Origin of the sequence: Streptomyces sp. CA-181903 (assembly GCF_050937075.1) — a bacterium.
GTDB lineage: Bacteria > Actinomycetota > Actinomycetes > Streptomycetales > Streptomycetaceae > Streptomyces.
In genome coordinates this window covers 6,400,482-6,415,855 of sequence record NZ_JBNJLY010000001.1, presented here as the reverse complement: position 1 = coordinate 6,415,855, position 15,374 = coordinate 6,400,482, and the positions used below count along the sequence as shown (strand labels likewise).

The following is a 15,374-nucleotide window of genomic DNA, read 5'->3' as shown; positions in this document are numbered from 1 at the left end:
CGGCGGGCCAGCGCCGTCCGGCGAACCGCTCCGCCCAACGGGCCCATGCCATCCGGCCGGCGCGTGCGGTCCGGCCGCCGGGTCACACGGCCCCTCCGCCCGGCGTGCCCGCGGAGCGGTCCGCCGTCGAGGTGTCCCGCCCCGATCGTTCCTGTATCGCGCGGATGATCCCGGAGAAGTCCTCCCCGGCCCCCCGTCCCTCGGCGAACGCGGCGTACAACTCGGCCGCGCGCAGCCCGAGGGCGGCGTCCACACCGCCCTCCCGGATGGCGTTGGCGGCGAGGCCGAGGTCCTTGGCCATCAGCGGGGCCGCGAAGCCGGGCCGGTAGTCGTGGTTGGCCGGGCTGGCCGGAACCGGGCCGGGGACCGGACAGTTGACGGTCAGGGCCCAGCACTGCCCGGAGGACGTGGACGCCACGTCGTACAGCGCCTGCTGCGAGAGGCCGAGGCTCTCGCCGAGGACGAAGGCTTCGCTGATGGCGATCATCGATATGCCGAGGATCATGTTGTTGCAGATCTTGGCGGCCTGCCCGGAGCCCGCGGGCCCGCAGTGCACGATCTTGCGGCCCATCGCGGTGAGCACCGGCTCGGCCTGCGCGAACTCCGCCGCTTCGCCACCGGCCATGAAGGTCAGGGTGGCGGCCTCGGCGCCGAACACCCCGCCCGAGACGGGTGCGTCCAGGGCCCGGTGGCCGGCCGCGCGCGCCGCGTCGTGGGCGGCCCGGGCGTCGGCGACGTCGATCGTCGAGCTGTCGACGAACAGGGTGCCGGGCCGGGCCGCGGCCAGCAGCCCGCCATCCGTATAGAGGCCGAGGACGTGCCGGCCCGTCGGCAGCATCGTGAACACCAGCTCCGCGCCGGCGACGGCCTCGGCGGCCGACGCGGCGGGCCGGACGCCGGTTTGGGCGGCGGCCTCGACGGCCTCGGGCAGCAGGTCGTAACCGGTGACCCGATGCCCCGCCTTGACGAGGTTGGCGGCCATCGGCCCGCCCATGTTGCCCAGGCCGATGAAGCCGATGTCCTTGCTTTCCACGGGGGTTGTCGCATTCGCTGGGGTCGCGTTCACCAGGGCACCTCCTGTAGTGGACCGTCGCCGGGGGCCAGGGCGAGCACCCGGCCGTCGCCGAGCGGGACGAAGAAGCGGCCGACGCCTTCGGCGGAGACGTCGGCGGGCGTGACGGGCGTCCGGCGCGGGTCGGCCGACTCGCCCTCCGGGGACGACGTGACGAAGCCGGGGAGAGCTCCGTGGGCAGGCCGGCGGGCCGACGGGCCCGACGCGGCGGCGGACTCGGGCGACCGCGCGGCCCTTCCCCGCCGGTGCGCGCCGTCACCGCGTGCACCTGGGAGGCGCCGTGGGCACCCGCTCGTGGACGACACGGAACCGTCGCGCGGCCGGTGACCTGACTTCCGGATCACCACGCGCTTTCCGCCTTCCCGACGTCGCGTCACCGCTCCGTCAGTGACGTTCCCCCTGTCGACGACCGTCCGCACACGGACGGCCCTTTCCCGGCGAAAACGCGCTCCCCCGACCACGGTCGCAGGGCCGCGCCGGTCCCTCATCGGCTGCCCCGCACCGCGGACTGTCGGCCACGACCATATAGTTGGGCGTCCTGGTAAGTCCACAGTCGGCCGACGAGGCGATCCGACGCGCCATCAGGCCATCCGCGCCTCGGCGCGCGTTCGACGGAAGCGCGCGAGACCGGCTGCTCACGCCCCGGCGACATGTACGATCACCAGCACGCAGGAAGCGTTTGAGCCCCAACAGCCGTGATCGATCGTGATGTTGCGCGGGGACCGGCGGGCGTTCGGCTCACCGGTGCGCCCGGCATCCGGTATCCGGCCATCGACCTCCGGCCCGGCCGTCCGAGAGAACGGCGTTCCACGATGGGGCATCCCAGACATCGTCTCCAGAGAGCGGAGAGAACGTGTTCATCGCCTTCGTCACGGTCACCATTCTCGGCGCGGTCTTCAACGGTGCCGCCGCCGTCACGTACCTGATCGGCCACGAATACCCCAAGACGCAGGCCGACATGAAGGGGATACCCCGCAAGTACGTGCCGGTTCTGGGCATGTTGCTGGCAGCGGGCACCGTGGGGCTGCTGGCCGGGCTCGCCGTGCCGCTCCTGGGGACCCTCGCCGCCTGCGGCCTCGTGCTGTACTTCATCGGCGCGATCATCGCCCACTTGAGAGTGGGTTCCCGCGACATCGTGGGCGGGATCGTGTTCCTGGCCACCGCCGTGGCGGTCCTCGTCCTGGGCCTCTCCTACCACGGGCCCTGGTGAGCCGTCGAACACGCGTCGGGCTCGGTTCACGTCCCACGGCAGGGGCGTGGACCGAGCCCGACGCGTGTTCCGCGCTACCGGCCGAGCGCTACAGGCCCGCCTTGAGGCGGCGCGAGAGTTCCACCCGCCGGGTCTTCAGCGTGGCGGTGCGCGGCAGGTCGGCCAGCGGGATCTGGACGGGGTCCGCCAGCGTCGGGTACGCCGCCGTGGCGGCTCGCCAGCGCTCCCGGTCCAGCGGCTCGTCGCGGTGGGTGCACACGACCGGGACCGCCTCCGCGCCGGGGCCCGGGACGACGACGACCTCGGCCAGTTCCGCCAGTTCGTCCAGGAGGAAGTCCTCGACCTCCAGGTTGCTGCTCACCCCGGGGATCGCGTCGAACTCGCGGTCGAGCATGTGCAAGCAGCCGAACGCGGTGCGGTAGCCCACGTCGCCGGTGCGCCACCAGCCGTCGTGCAGTTGGGCGTCGTAGCGCTCCTGCTCGCCGTGGTAGGTCTTGGCCAGCCCGTCCCAGCGGACCTCGATGAAACCGGGGTTCCGGCGTGAGGGCCGGCCGCCGTCCCGGCTCACCAGCCTGACCCGGGCGCTGCCCGGCAGGGGGTAGCCCACGCAACGGCCGTCCATCCAGCGGGCCGGCCCGCGGTAGTAGGGCCGGCCGGCCGCGGGGCCGACCTCGCTCTGCCCGTATATCTGGAAGAACTGGGCCCGTCGGTCGGAGGCGCGCAGCAGACGGCGTACCGTCCTGGGGTGGATCGCGTCGAAGGTGCTGCTGAAGTACTTCACCGAGGCGAACGGGCGTCGTGCGTCGTCGGCCAACTCCTCCCAGGCCAGGAAGGCGTTGGGCAGCGCCTCGATCAGCCAGGGCCGGCGTTCGGCGAAGAACGCGGCGACGGCGTCCGGGTTCCCGTCCTTCACCAGCAGCGCCGGCATGCCGCGCAGGAGGCAGAGCGAGAGCGCCGCGAACGTCCTGGAGTGGCCGAAGGGGAGGTGGATGGCAACGGTCCCGTGCCTTCTCATCAGCCCCAGCAGGAACAGCTGCGGCCGTAGCCGGGCCCGCATCGTCCGCGGCGTGTGCACCACGAGTTTGGGCAGGCCCGTGGTGCCGGAGGTGTGTGTGATCATGGCTGGTTCGTCCGGGCCGCGCAGCACCGGCCGTACCGGTACCGTGCCGTCCAGTTCGGCGAGCGCGACCGCGCCGGGGACGGCGTCGCCCACACCGATCACGCCCCGGGTGAGTTCCGCCGGGTCGACGCCGGCCTCGGTCAGGGAGCGGAGCCCGGGCCCGTCGGTAATCAGGTACGGCCGCTCCAGCCGGGCCAGCAACGCGGCGACGGCCCCGGGCTCCAAGTGGTGCGAGAGCATGACCGGGACCGCGCCGACGCGTTCCGCCGCCGTCGCCAGCAGCCAGAGGTCGAAGTTGGGGGCCTTGCAGATCACCACATGGCCGCCGGGGCGCACCCCGGCGGCGGCCAGGCGGTTCGCGATGTCCGCCACGGCGTCCGCGAGCCGCCGGACCGTCAGCCGGCGGCCGGCCTCCGGCAGGACGTCGAGGTCGTGGTCGAGGACGAGCGACATGGCACCCCGGACGCGCGCCGCCCGTTCCGGCACGACACCGAGGTAGAGGCCGTGCCGGTGCGGCGACGTGCGGGCCGCGGCGCGGCGCGGTGTGCGGCCGGAGATGTACGACGACACGCTTCGCATGGGGTTTTCCTTTGCGTCGGCCGAGCGGGGGTGCGGGGATTCGGGTGAGGCGTCGGTGGTCGCGGTAGGCGGCCGCGTCGGCGGGTCGCCGAGACGCGGGCGCCGCGGCCCGGTGGACCGGCGGCCGCCCGGGCACCGTCCCGCCGTCCGCGCGGGCGCCGGACGTGGGCGGGGCGGCCCGGAGTCCCCCGGCGCGACCGCCGCCGTACCGACTCGCGTGCGGGGGCGGGCCTGAGGGACGGCAGCGCCCGTGACCCGCATCCTCGGCGCCGCCCCTTGCCGGGGAGTGTCCGGTGGATTGGGGTCCGCTTGGCGGCAAGCAGGCGCCAACTGCGGACCCAGCCGCCCCCAAGCCGCCGCTGACATGCTCGCTTCGGAGGCCGGCCGGACCGGGCGCGGATCGCGCGGCACACCGGCGACGCCCCGCCGTCCCGGCACGTCCGGCCCGGGGCCTCCAGGTCTCCGCTTCCGCAGCATTCCGCCGCGCGGCCGGCCCTCGCCGGCTCCGGCGATCCACCCGAGAGAGCGACACCACATGAGCGGTCTCATCGTCCCGCCCGGTCACGGCCGGAGACTCACCACGAGAGCACAGGACGTGACCTTCAAGGTCACGGCCGCGGACGGCTCCGCCTCCTCCGTGTTCGAGGTGGTCGTGCCACCGGGGTTCGACGTCGGCGCGCACACCCACAGTCACTCCCAGGAGTTCTTCTACCTCCTGGAAGGGGAGTTGGAGCTCCTGGCGTTCGAGCCCACCCGGCGCACCGCGGACACCTGGCACGACTGGGAGTCGCCCGGCGGCGACCGGGCCGTCCGGGCGACCGCCGGCAGCTGCATGTTCGTGCCGCCGGGCACCCCGCACGCCTTCCGCAACCCCACGGACCGGCCGGCTCGCATGCTGTTCCAGAGCTCCCCCTCGCCGGACCACGAGCGCTACTTCGAGGAGATCGTCGAGATCTTCGCCGCCGGCCGTTCCGTGGACTCCGCGGCGGTGGAGCGGATGCGCGAGCGCCACGACGTCCAGCAGATCACCCCGCTCCGCTACACCCCGCCCGTCCCCGAGCCGGCCGGGCGGTCGGCGGCGTGACCGGCGAACGGAGCGGTCAGGGACGAAGCACTGGAGAAGGCGGCCTCCGATGACGGTGACGACCACGGACGGTGTCCCGCTCGTGCACGCCAGCCTGGGCGAACGGGAACTCGCCGCCGTGGGCGAGGTGTTCGCCTCGGGCTGGCCGGCCGGGCAGGGGCCGAAGGGCAAGGCACTCGAAGCCCGGATGCGGCGGGACTACGGCGTCGGTGACGCGGTCGCGCTGAGCAACTGCGGAGCGGCCCTCCACCTGGCCATGCTGGCGCTCGGTGTCGAGCCCGGCGACGAAGTGATCGTCGCCGACTACACGTTCCCCGCCCCGGCCCACGCGGTGCGCTACGTCGGCGCCACCCCCGTGTTCGCCGACGTACGCGGCGACACCGGGACCGTCGACCCCCGGTCGGTGGCGGATCTGATCGGCCCGCGCACGGTGGGCGTGATCGCGGTCGACACCGTCGGGCTGCCCGCCGACTACGCGGAGCTGACGGCCCTCGCCGACCGCCACGGCCTGTTCGTCGTCGAGGACGCCGCCTGTGCGGTCGGTGCCACCTACCGGGGACGTCCGGCGGGCGCGCTGGCTCCGGTGGCCTGCCTCTCCTTCCACGGACGCAAGGGCGCCAGCAGCGGTGAGGGCGGGGCGCTGCTCGCCGCCGACCCGGTGATCGGGGCGGCGGCCCGCCTCCGTTCGTCGTTCGGCATCGGCAGCATCTACGACCAGGCCAGGGCGGCCGGTCTGCCGATCCCCTCGTTCACCGAGATCGGCTACAACTACAAGCTCTCCGACATCGCCGCCGCGATCCTCCTGGTGCAGCTGGAGCGGGTCGGTGAACTCCTGGAACGCCGGAGCGCCGCGGCGGCGGCGTACGGGGCGCTGCTCGCCGACGAGGAGCTGCTCACGCTGCCGCACGTGCCCGCGGACCGTACCCACGCCTGGCAGTCCTACCTGGTCACCCTCGACCCGCGGGTGGACCGCTCCGGGCTCGCCGCCGCGCTGCGGGCCCAGGGCATCGGCTGCGGCCACGGCACGTGGGCCTGCCACGAGCAGCCGGTGTTCGACACCGGGCGGCGCTGTCCGGTGTCGGCCGACCTCTTCCGGCGCAACCTCGCCATCCCCATGCACGCGGAACTCCGCCCGGACCAGCTCGAACGTGTCGCGGAGGTGCTGCGGGCCGAGCTGCGGAACAACCTGCGGCCGAACTGACCGAGGTACGCGCCACCCCTGACGACAGAAGACAGAGGCAAGGCGGAGAGATGGCTTCACTTCCCGAGAATCGGACGCCGGACATGCCCGTCCTGTGCAAACCCGCGGTGCGGGTACCGGATTACACCATCACCATGGAGCAGACCCTGGAGTTCGCCAGGGAGGCCCACGCGGGGAAGCCGCAACTGCCTCTGGCGCTGCGGCTGATAGAGAACACCGGCGTGCGTAAACGGCACTTGGTGCAGCCTGTCGAGAAGACCCTGGCCCACCCCGGGTTCGAGGAACGCAACAGGATCTACGAGACCGAGTCGAAGAAGCGCTGCCCCGAAGCCATCGAGGAGGCCCTGGCGAACGCCCTGCTGCGGGCCGAGGACATCGACGCGATCATCTATGTGTCGTGCACCGGTTTCATGATGCCCTCGCTCACCGCATGGCTGATCAACACCATGGGGTTCCGCTACGACACCCGGCAGCTGCCCATCGCCCAGCTGGGCTGTGCGGCGGGCGGGGCGGCGATCAACCGCGCCCACGACTTCTGCGCGGCCCACCCCGGCAGCAACGTGCTGATCGTCTCGTGCGAGATGTGCTCGCTGTGCTACCAGCCCGAAGCCGACGACATCGGCTCGCTGCTGTCCGACGGCCTGTTCGGGGACGCGGTCGCGGCGGCCGTGGTGCGCGGCCGGCCGGGTCCCGGTGTCACCGGTGTCCGGCTGCGGCGCAACGCCTCCTACCTTATTCCGAACACCGAGGAGTGGATCTCCTACGCCGTGCGCGGCACCGGGTTCCACTTCCAGCTCGACCGGCGGGTGCCGGGCACCATGAAGCCGCTCGCCCCGGTGCTGCGCGACCTCGCCGCGGAGCACGGCTGGAACGCGTCCGGCCTCGACTTCTACGTCGTGCACGCCGGCGGCCCGCGGATCCTGGACGACCTCGCCCGGTATCTCGGCGTCGAGCACTCGGTCTTCCGGCACAGCCGGGCGACGCTGACCGAGTACGGCAACATCGCCAGCGCGGTGGTCCTCGACGCGCTGCGCAGACGGTTCGAGGAGGGACCGCTGCCCACGGGCGCCACCGGCGTGATCGCCGGCTTCGGCCCGGGCATCACCGCGGAGATGTCCCTGGGCACCTGGGTCGACGGTGCCGCCGGTGACCACCGGCGGCGTCCGGTGGCCGCGACCGCGCCGCTTCCGTATCCGAGGAGGACCGCATGACCGGCACCGGTACCGATGGCGGCACCGCCGCGCAGGCCGGACCCACGTCCGACCGGATCATGCGTCTGATCAACGGCTACTGGGCCACCGGCATGGTGGGCACGGCGGCGGCCTACGACCTGTTCACCCACCTGGAGGACGGTGCCGCCACCCCGGCGGCCCTGGCCGAGCGGGCCGGGATCGCGCCGCGCGGCGCGCAGGCCCTGCTGGACGGTCTCGTCGCCCTGGAGCTGGTCACGGTGGCGGAGGGCCGCTACCGCAACACCCCGGAGGCGTCCGCCTTCCTCGTGGCGGGCCGGCCCGTGTCGCTGGCCGGGTTCGCCCGCCTCAAGATGGGCCACGTGGCCTCGCTGGCCGCGCTGCCCGAGGTGGTCCGTGCCGGCGGTCCGGTGACGGACGCGGTGGTGGAGATCGCCGACAACCCGCACTGGGAGGAGCTCGTCCAGGCCATCGCCGCGCAGACCGTGCCCGTGGCGTACCTCGCCGCCGAGGCGCTCGGGCTGGCCGGCGCCGGGAAGATCTCCGTCCTCGACATCGGCGGCGGTTCGGGGGTCTGCTCGGCCGTCTGGCTCGGGCTGAACCCCGACGCCCGCGCCACCCAGATCGACTGGGCGCCGATCAACGCGATCGCCCGGCGGTTGCTGGCGGAACGGGGCGTGGGCGACCGGGTCGACCACGTCGACGGCGACTTCCACTCCGTCGACTTCGGCGACGGCGCCCATGACGTCGTCATGTACTCCAACATCGCCCACCAGGAAGGGCCGGAGGAGAACCGGGCGGTCTTCACGCGGGCGCGCCGGGCGCTGCGGCCCGGCGGCACGCTCGTCGTCTCCGACTACATCGCCGACGACGACCGCGGTGGCCCGCCGTTCGCGCTGACCTTCGCCGGCGAGATGCTCCTCAAGAGCCGGCACGGTTCCACGTGGCGGCGCGGCGAGTACCGCGCGTGGCTCACCGACGCCGGGTTCGAGGACATCCGCTTCCTGGACACCCCGTCACCCACCACCCTCGTCCTCGCCCGCTGACCCGGCCGTGGGGCGTGTGGGACCCCGGACGGGAAAACCTCCGGGGCGGCGGCCCGTCGGAGCCCGCCGCCCCGGAGGCGTCATCGCCATCGGGCACGCGCTACGTGCGGTCCAACCCCGGGGCCTGGCGCAGGATCTCGGTCTCCAGGTGCCGCAGCGCGGGGCTGGGCGAGATGCCCAGGTCGTCCACCATCTTCTTCTGGTGCGTCCGCAGCACCGACAGCGCGTCGGCCTGTCGGCCCGCCCGGTACAGCGCGAGGCTCAGCAGTTCGCAGCCGTATTCGCGCAGGGGGTGGGCCTGGGTGAAGGCCACCAGCTCGGGCACCGCCATCTCGTGGTTGCCCACCGCGATCAGGGTGGCGCAGCGGCTCTCGGTCACCGACAGGCGCAGTTCCTCCAGGCGTACGGCCTCGGGTGCGACGTGCGGGGCCGTGGCCGCCTCCGCGTACGCCTCGCCGCGCCACAGGTCCAGGCCGGCCTCGAAGGCGTGCAGCGCTCGCTGCGGCTCGTCCCGGTCGAGGGCCTGCCAGCCGGCGGTGGCGCTCTCCCAGAAGCGGTGGGCGTCGACCTCGACGGCTCTGCTGTTCAGCAGGTAGCCGCGGCCGCGGGTGCACAGCACCGTCGCGGGGGTGCGCGGTGCCCGGTGCGGTTCCAGGACGCGCCGCAGGTTGGCGATGTACGCGTGCAGGGAAGTGATCGCCGACTGCGGCGGGCGGCCCTCCCACAGTGCTTCCACCAGCACGTCGACCGAGACCGGCTGGCCCACCTGACTCACCAGCAGGACGAGTGCCGCACGCTGCTTGGGCGCGCCGAGGTCCACCCACCGGCCGCCGACGGCCGCCTCGACCGGGCCGAGCACCCGGAACCGCACCGCGGCGTCCGGCAGGGGGTGCGGCGGCGGGCCGGCCACGGCCGGGCCGCCCTGCCCGCCGGGGTGCGGGGCGGGGTCGTCCCGTGGCCGGGGGAGAGGGTGCCGAGGTCCAGCGCCTTGCTGACGTACTGCTTGAGGGTCTCGTTGGCGCGCTGCAACTCCTGGATCTCCCGCTCCAGTTCGGCTATGCGCAGCGCGCCCGCGCCGTCCGGGCTCCCCGCTCGTCCCTCTGCTCCCTGCTCGGCGCCGGCCTGCCGTCCGCGCCGTCCGACGGCCGGCGGAGCGGCGGTCACGGTGCCGCAGCGGATGCCCCGGTCCCTCGTGTCCATCGTGTCCATCGTCTTCGCACTCCTAGGGTCGGCCCCGAAAGTCTGTGCCCGGGCATGCCCCGGACCGGGCGTGCGGTCGTCTTCGCCACCGGCGCGTTCCGGCCGCACACCGCCCGGCCGGGTCCCCCGTCCCGGTTCCCCGGCCGGTCCTCCCGCGTGCGGGTCCGGCGCGGCGCGGGAGCCCGCGGCGGGGTGGTTCACGTGTCGCTGTACGCCGGTGTCCGGTCCGTCTCGCCGGCCGGCGCCGGGGCGTCGTCGCGGCGCCGGAACAGCGCGCCGGGCCACCACATCCAGCGGCCCGTGTCCAGCACGAGCGCCGTGACCAGGACCGAGCGCACCACGAGGGTGTCGAGCAGCACGCCGAACGCCACCGTGAAGCCCAGCTCCACCGCGAAGACCAGGGGCAGCGAGGCCATCGCCGCGAAGGTGCCGGCCAGCACCACGCCCGCCGAGGTGATCACGCCGCCCGTGGACGACAGGCCGGTCAGCGCGGCGCGCCGGGTGCCGTGCGGCAGCGCGTCCTCGCGGATCCGGGTCACCAGGAAGATGTTGTAGTCGATGCCCAGGGCGACCAGGAACACGAAGGCCAGCAGCGGGTACGAGGCGTCGGCTCCGGCGAGGCCGAGCACGTGCTCGAAGACCAGGCCGCTCACGCCGAGGGCCGCGCCGAACGACAGCACTACCGTGGCCATCAGCAGCAGCGGCGCGACCACCGCGCGCAGCAGTACCGCCAGGATGAGCAGGACCACGAGCAGCACGATCGGGATGATCACCTCGGAGTCGCGGGCCGCCGCGTGCTCCGTGTCGACCATGATCGCGGTGCTGCCGCCGACCTGCGCGTCCGCGCCCTCGATCCGGTGGACCGCGGTGCGGGCCCGTTCGACGGTGCGTCTCGCCGCCTCGCCGCTGGGCTCGTCCTCCAACTGCGCGAGCAGTACCGCTCCGCCGTCCCGGACCACCGGATCCGCGACGGCGCCGATCCCCGGCACTTCCGCGAGCGCCGTCCGCACCCGGGCGGCCGCGCCGGCGTCGGCCACGACGTAGACGGGATCGCCCGCCCCGGCCGGGAAGTGGGCGGCCCGGACCTCCTCGGCCACCGCCATCTGCGGCTTGCCGGTGAACTGGTCCTTGTTCGACAGGCCGGAGGCGTCGAGTCCGAGCGTGCCGAGCGCCATCGCCGCGAGCACCACCGCCGTGCCCGCCCACACCAGCCGCGGCCGGGCCGAAATGGCGTTCCCCACGCGGTTCCAGACGCTCTCCTTCTTCCCGGCCTCGGCGCCGTAGGCGGGTTTCACCGGCCAGAAGATCCACCGGCCGCAGACGACCAGCAGGGCCGGCATCAGCGTCACCATGGCGAGCAGGCCGACCAGGACGCCCACGGCGCAGGCCGGGCCCATGCCCTTGGTGGAGTTCAGGACGGCGAGCGTCAGCAGCATCAGGCTGACCGCGACCGTCGCCGCGCCGGCCACGATCGCCGGGCCGGAGCGGTACAGGGCCTCCGCCATGGCTTGGTGCCGGTCCTGGTGCCGGGCCAGTTCCTCCCGGTACCGGGAGATCAGCAGCAGGGCGTAGTCGGTGGCGGCGCCGAAGATCAGTACGACCAGGATGAAGCTCGTCTGTTTGTTGACGACGAGGCCGGCGTCCTCGGCCAGGAGGTAGATCAGCGCCTTGGCCGCCGTCAGGGCCACGCCGACGGTGATCAGCGGCAGCAGGGGCAACAGCGGGCTGCGGTAGGTGACCAGCAGGATCGCGACCACGACCAGCGCGGTGATGGTGGTCAGCGCGCCGCCGCCCCCGAACGCCTTGATCGAGTCGGCGCCGTAGCCGGCCGGCCCCGCGACGTGGAAGCCGAGGCCGTCCGCGCCCTCCTCGCCGACCTCGGTCATCGCGTCGACGACCTTGCCGAGCCCCTCCCAGCCGGACTTGTCCTTGTGAACCTGGACGACGGTCCGGATGGCCTCGCCGTCCTGGGACCGGACCGGCCCCTGGGGGTCGCCGACGACGTTGGCGATGCCCCGGAACGCCTTGGTGTCCGCGCGCGCCTTGGCCAGGTCGGCCGCGGTGACCCCGCCGGGCCGGTCGTAGACCACGATCGCGGGCACGGAGTCGACGGGCATCAGTTTCTGGGCGCGCTCGACGACGGCGGTGGACTCCGCGTCGCCGGGCAGCCAGGCCGAGTTGTCGTTCTCCTCCGCGCCCCCGAGCTTCCCGGCCAGCATCAGCGCCGGTACCAGTACGACGGCCCAGAGCGCGATGACGACCCATTTGCCCACCCTTCCGCCGGGCAAGGCGGCCAGTTTCCGCAGCATGTCTGCCTCTCCGTGTTCCGTGGGGTGCACCGCGTCTCCCGGCGGGCGTCGGTCGGGGCGGGCCGGCGGCCCACCGGTTCAGCGCACCCCGTGGGGCGCGCTCCCCAGGTCCCGGACCCGCGCGCGGGCGTGCCCGAGGGCGAGCAGCACCGGGATGTCGGTGAGCAGGGGAAAGTGGTAGGCGAAGGGGCGCGGGCCGACCATGTCGGGCGGGCCGCCGTAACTGCCGTCGGCCTTCTGCCGCTCCAGCAGCCAGGTCAGGGCGGCGCCGACGGGCCGCGGATCGTCGGCGTGGCAGAGCGTGATCAGGCCGTAGGCGGTGCTGATGTCGTCGCTGGGATCGCCGGGGCGCATCCCCCAGCCGCCGTCGGCGTTCTGCGTCTCGCGCACCGTCCGCTCGATGCGCGCCGCCATGCCGGCGGAGCGCCGGTCGTCCCGTCCCGCCGTGCAGGCGGCGAGCCGCACGCGGAACAGGCTGTGCAGGCGGCTGCGGCTCCAGCCCGGTTCGAAGCCGCCGTCGGCCTGCTGGTTGTCGGCGAGGAACGCCAGCGCCTTCTCGCGCCGCGGTGTGGCGGCCGGGTGCGGTCCGAGCGCGCAGACCGCGGCGGCCGTCATGCACGGCTCGGAGGAGGCGCCCTCGACGTAGGTCGGGAAGCCGCCGTCCGCGCCCTGCACAGCGAGCAGCGCCGCCACCCCGTCGCGCACCGTCCCGGCGTGGGCGACCGGGTCGACCGCCTGGAGGAACTCCAGGGCGCAGGAGGTGTCGTCGACGTCGTTCTGCGCGACGAGCGGTGACATGGACCAGCCGCCGGTCAGCGCCTTGCCGCGGGAGAGCGAGCGCGACGGCGCGCCGCCCCGCCCGGCCGCGAGCGCCGCCGCCATCCGGCGCAGCAGCGCCGGGTCCGCGCCGGCCGCGTGCAGGGCGAGGCCGCCGGTGGACGTGCACCAGTTGTGCATCTCCAGGACGAACGGGAAGCCGCCGTCGGTGCGTTGGTGGCGCAGCAGCGTCGCGAGGCCGCGGCGCACGGTCTCCTCGTGGCCGGACGTTCCGGCGAGTGCGTGCAGCACCAGCAGGTGCATCAGCGCGTAGCCCTCCCACACCGTGGTGGCGGGGTCGGTGGCCAGGAGGGTGTCCAGGGCGGCCTCGGTGACCCGGTTCCGTACGCCGAGGGCCTCGGAGAGGATCAGTGTGATGGCCGCCTGCTGCACGGCGGCCCAGGAGTGCAGCGGGTCGGTGGGGACCCCACCGTCGCCCGGGAGCGCGGCGTCGGCCGGCAGCGGGCAGCCGAGCACCGAGAGCACCGCGTACACCATGAGGCGGCGGCGGGTGGAGATGAAGCCCGGCGCGGCGCCGAGGACGCCGGACGCCAGGGTGGCGGCGAGGCCGCTGTCGCCGCCGGGTTCCCGGCCGGCGGCCACCTTGATGGCGCGCGAGGCGAGTACCCGGTCCAGCGGGTCCGGGGACTCCTGGTGCCCGCGCAGGTAGGCGAGGAGACGCCCGCGGGCCGGGGAGTCGGTGCCGGTCCTGGCCATCAGCGACAGGGCGAGCGCGGATTCCAGCACTCTGCTCTCGCACTGCTCCCGTATCGCGCCGTCATCGTCGGTTCTGCTGTGGACGTACGCGACCAGCCGGGCCGTGGCCTGGCGCACCTCGTCGGGTGAGACCCCCTCGGGCAGGGGCAGCGGGGCCGGGCGCGCCGGGTCTGCGATCTTCATGGAGTGCTCCTGTCTTGACCGGTCCGAAAGCGGCTGGGGTACCTCGGGTCGCGGGGACGGGCCGGGCCCGCCGGGAGGGGGCCCGTGCCGTGCCGGGCTGCGGTCAGCCGACGCCCTGCGCGAACCGGAAGAGCCGGTACGGGTCGTACTTCTTCTTGATCCGCGCCAGCCGCGGGTGGTTCTCGGCGTAGTAGGAGCGCCGCCAGTCCGGCAGGCGGGGGTCGATGAAGTTCTGGTACGTCTCGCCGTTGGAGTAGGGGTCGATCACTTCGAAGCCGTGGTCGACGTACTCCCACGCGGCGGACTTGGCCTCGTACGGCACCGGCCCGGCGGCGTTCGAGGTGAGGTAGCTGACCGAGAAGAGGCTGTCGCGGTGGACGTAGGCGGTGGCGTCGCGGCGCACGGTGTTGGCGCGGCCGCCGAGGGCGGAGATCTGCAACTGGCGCATCTGGCCGGGGAACCGGCTCGCGTCGAACGCCGTCAGCGCCTCGGCCCAGCCCTCGCGCGGCATGGCCCGCCCGAACAGACGACTGCGCCAGGCGCCGAACGCCGGGCGCTGCAGCACCCCGCCGGGGGTGGTGTCCGTGCGGTGGCACTGCTGCGCGGTGAGCTCGGAGCACTGGTACAGCGACATCAGGACCGACTTGTACGGGGCGGTGAACTTCCGGCGGCCCACCGGGGGCCGGCCGACCAGCGAGACCAGCCGGGCGATCTCGTCGTCGAACGCCTTGCCGGTGTCCACCGAGCCCAGGAAGACGGCGGCGGTCGGCACCGTGCCGGGGCCGGCGTCGGTCAGCGTGACGTTGACTCCGCTGCCGATGGTCCACGGGGCGTCGGCCAGCCACCGGGTCCAGCCGTCCAGCATGTCCAGGGCCTGGTCGAAGGTCCAGACGAGGTTGACGGCGGCCACGTCGGTCAGCGGCGAGGGGGTGACCTCGTACGAGGTGACGATGCCGAAGTTTCCGCCACCGCCGCCGCGCAGGGCCCAGTACAGGTCGTCGTGGCGGTGCGGCGAGGCGGTGACGACGCGGCCGTCGGCGAGGACCACCTGGGCCGAGGCCACCTTGTCGGAGGCGATGCCGATGCTGCGGGTGAACAGGCCCATGCCGCCGCCCTGGAAGAACCCGCCGGCCGCGACGGTCGGGCAGTACCCGGCGGAGACGCCGAGCCCTGCCGGGGCGAGCGCGTCCGCGATGTCGACGAACTGGGCGCCGGGCCCGATCCGTACCGAACCGCCGCCGCTTACGACGGAGTTGAGGCCGGACACATCGATGACCAGGCCCCGCGTGGTGGAGTAGCCGCCCGCGCTGTGGCCGCCGCTGCGCGCGGCGACGGGTATGCCGTGGGCGTGGGCGAAGCGTACGCACGTGGCGACGTCGGCGGCGGAGGCGCAGTAGGCGACCGCCTGGGGGCTGATGGCGTCGAACTGGACCTGGTACAGCTGCTTGGCCCGCCGGTAGTCGGCGTCCGACGGGAGGACGAGGCGTCCTCTCAGCCGGTCGGCGAGCCGGGCCCACCGGGTGCCGGCGGTACCGGTTCCGGCCTGCGCGGCGCCGGTCAGCGCCGTCGCGGCCATCGCGGCACCGCCGGCGCAGACGAGGAGGGACCTTCTGTCGATCATTCTGCTTCTTCCGTTTCCGTCATGCG

Annotated in this window: 12 protein-coding genes; 5 read left to right on the top strand and 7 right to left on the bottom strand. The window is 73.7% G+C overall.

What is annotated here, in order from left to right; all coding sequences use genetic code 11:
- Positions 1-82 precede the first annotated feature (82 nt).
- The gene (mmsB, locus tag ACQEVS_RS28515) at positions 83-1,066 is read right to left on the bottom strand and encodes a 3-hydroxyisobutyrate dehydrogenase (protein ID WP_433025006.1); all 984 of its coding nucleotides are present in this window, start codon (positions 1,064-1,066) and stop codon (positions 83-85) included.
- Between the two features lie 859 nt (positions 1,067-1,925).
- On the opposite strand from mmsB, the gene ACQEVS_RS28510 reads away from it, so the two are divergent.
- On the top strand, positions 1,926-2,282 hold the full coding sequence (locus ACQEVS_RS28510) for a DoxX family protein (protein WP_433025003.1): 357 nt from the start codon (positions 1,926-1,928) through the stop codon (positions 2,280-2,282).
- A gap of 88 nt (positions 2,283-2,370) precedes the next feature.
- Here ACQEVS_RS28510 and ACQEVS_RS28505 read toward each other — a convergent pair whose 3' ends face one another.
- The gene (locus ACQEVS_RS28505) at positions 2,371-3,981 is read right to left on the bottom strand and encodes a class I adenylate-forming enzyme family protein (RefSeq protein WP_433025000.1); all 1,611 of its coding nucleotides are present in this window, start codon (positions 3,979-3,981) and stop codon (positions 2,371-2,373) included.
- Between the two features lie 535 nt (positions 3,982-4,516).
- On the opposite strand from ACQEVS_RS28505, the gene ACQEVS_RS28500 reads away from it, so the two are divergent.
- The 4 genes from ACQEVS_RS28500 (at position 4,517) to ACQEVS_RS28485 (ending at position 8,502) form a co-directional block, all read left to right on the top strand.
- Positions 4,517-5,065 carry a cupin domain-containing protein gene (locus ACQEVS_RS28500; protein WP_433024997.1) on the top strand — a complete coding sequence of 183 codons (549 nt, stop codon included), beginning with the start codon at positions 4,517-4,519 and terminating at the stop codon, positions 5,063-5,065.
- Between the two features lie 49 nt (positions 5,066-5,114).
- Entirely contained in the window at positions 5,115-6,266 is a 1,152-nt protein-coding gene (locus ACQEVS_RS28495) for a DegT/DnrJ/EryC1/StrS family aminotransferase (RefSeq protein ID WP_433024994.1), read from the top strand.
- 83 nt (positions 6,267-6,349) lie between these two features.
- Positions 6,350-7,477 carry a type III polyketide synthase gene (locus ACQEVS_RS28490; RefSeq protein ID WP_433027976.1) on the top strand — a complete coding sequence of 376 codons (1,128 nt, stop codon included), beginning with the start codon at positions 6,350-6,352 and terminating at the stop codon, positions 7,475-7,477.
- The gene (locus ACQEVS_RS28485) at positions 7,474-8,502 is read left to right on the top strand and encodes a methyltransferase (RefSeq protein ID WP_433024991.1); all 1,029 of its coding nucleotides are present in this window, start codon (positions 7,474-7,476) and stop codon (positions 8,500-8,502) included. Before ACQEVS_RS28490 ends, ACQEVS_RS28485 begins: the two co-directional genes overlap by 4 nt.
- Before the next feature lie 100 nt (positions 8,503-8,602).
- Here ACQEVS_RS28485 and ACQEVS_RS28480 read toward each other — a convergent pair whose 3' ends face one another.
- The 5 genes from ACQEVS_RS28480 to ACQEVS_RS28460 form a co-directional block, all read right to left on the bottom strand.
- Entirely contained in the window at positions 8,603-9,361 is a 759-nt protein-coding gene (locus ACQEVS_RS28480; protein ID WP_433024988.1) for an AfsR/SARP family transcriptional regulator, read from the bottom strand.
- On the bottom strand, positions 9,274-9,702 hold the full coding sequence (locus ACQEVS_RS28475; protein WP_433024985.1) for a hypothetical protein: 429 nt from the start codon (positions 9,700-9,702) through the stop codon (positions 9,274-9,276). The genes ACQEVS_RS28480 and ACQEVS_RS28475 overlap by 88 nt, the downstream gene beginning before the upstream one ends.
- A gap of 197 nt (positions 9,703-9,899) precedes the next feature.
- Entirely contained in the window at positions 9,900-12,011 is a 2,112-nt protein-coding gene (locus ACQEVS_RS28470) for an MMPL family transporter (protein ID WP_433024982.1), read from the bottom strand.
- A 78-nt stretch (positions 12,012-12,089) separates the two neighbouring features.
- The gene (locus ACQEVS_RS28465) at positions 12,090-13,727 is read right to left on the bottom strand and encodes a prenyltransferase/squalene oxidase repeat-containing protein (protein WP_433024979.1); all 1,638 of its coding nucleotides are present in this window, start codon (positions 13,725-13,727) and stop codon (positions 12,090-12,092) included.
- Positions 13,728-13,830: 103 nt separating this feature from the next.
- Positions 13,831-15,348, bottom strand: a complete 1,518-nt coding sequence (locus ACQEVS_RS28460; RefSeq protein WP_433024976.1) for an FAD-binding oxidoreductase — start codon at positions 15,346-15,348, stop codon at positions 13,831-13,833.
- Positions 15,349-15,374: the final 26 nt, after the last annotated feature.

Excerpts from the sequence above, each read along its gene's own strand:
- ACQEVS_RS28505 (WP_433025000.1), bottom strand. The coding sequence starts at position 3,981 with ATGCGAAGCGTGTCGTCGTACATCTCCGGCCGCACACCGCGCCGCGCC.
- ACQEVS_RS28500 (WP_433024997.1), top strand. The coding sequence starts at position 4,517 with ATGAGCGGTCTCATCGTCCCGCCCGGTCACGGCCGGAGACTCACCACG.
- ACQEVS_RS28495 (WP_433024994.1), top strand. The coding sequence starts at position 5,115 with ATGACGGTGACGACCACGGACGGTGTCCCGCTCGTGCACGCCAGCCTG.
- ACQEVS_RS28490 (WP_433027976.1), top strand. The coding sequence starts at position 6,350 with ATGCCCGTCCTGTGCAAACCCGCGGTGCGGGTACCGGATTACACCATC.
- ACQEVS_RS28485 (WP_433024991.1), top strand. The coding sequence starts at position 7,474 with ATGACCGGCACCGGTACCGATGGCGGCACCGCCGCGCAGGCCGGACCC.
- ACQEVS_RS28475 (WP_433024985.1), bottom strand. The coding sequence starts at position 9,702 with ATGGACACGAGGGACCGGGGCATCCGCTGCGGCACCGTGACCGCCGCT.
- ACQEVS_RS28470 (WP_433024982.1), bottom strand. The coding sequence starts at position 12,011 with ATGCTGCGGAAACTGGCCGCCTTGCCCGGCGGAAGGGTGGGCAAATGG.
- ACQEVS_RS28465 (WP_433024979.1), bottom strand. The coding sequence starts at position 13,727 with ATGAAGATCGCAGACCCGGCGCGCCCGGCCCCGCTGCCCCTGCCCGAG.
- ACQEVS_RS28460 (WP_433024976.1), bottom strand. The coding sequence starts at position 15,348 with ATGATCGACAGAAGGTCCCTCCTCGTCTGCGCCGGCGGTGCCGCGATG.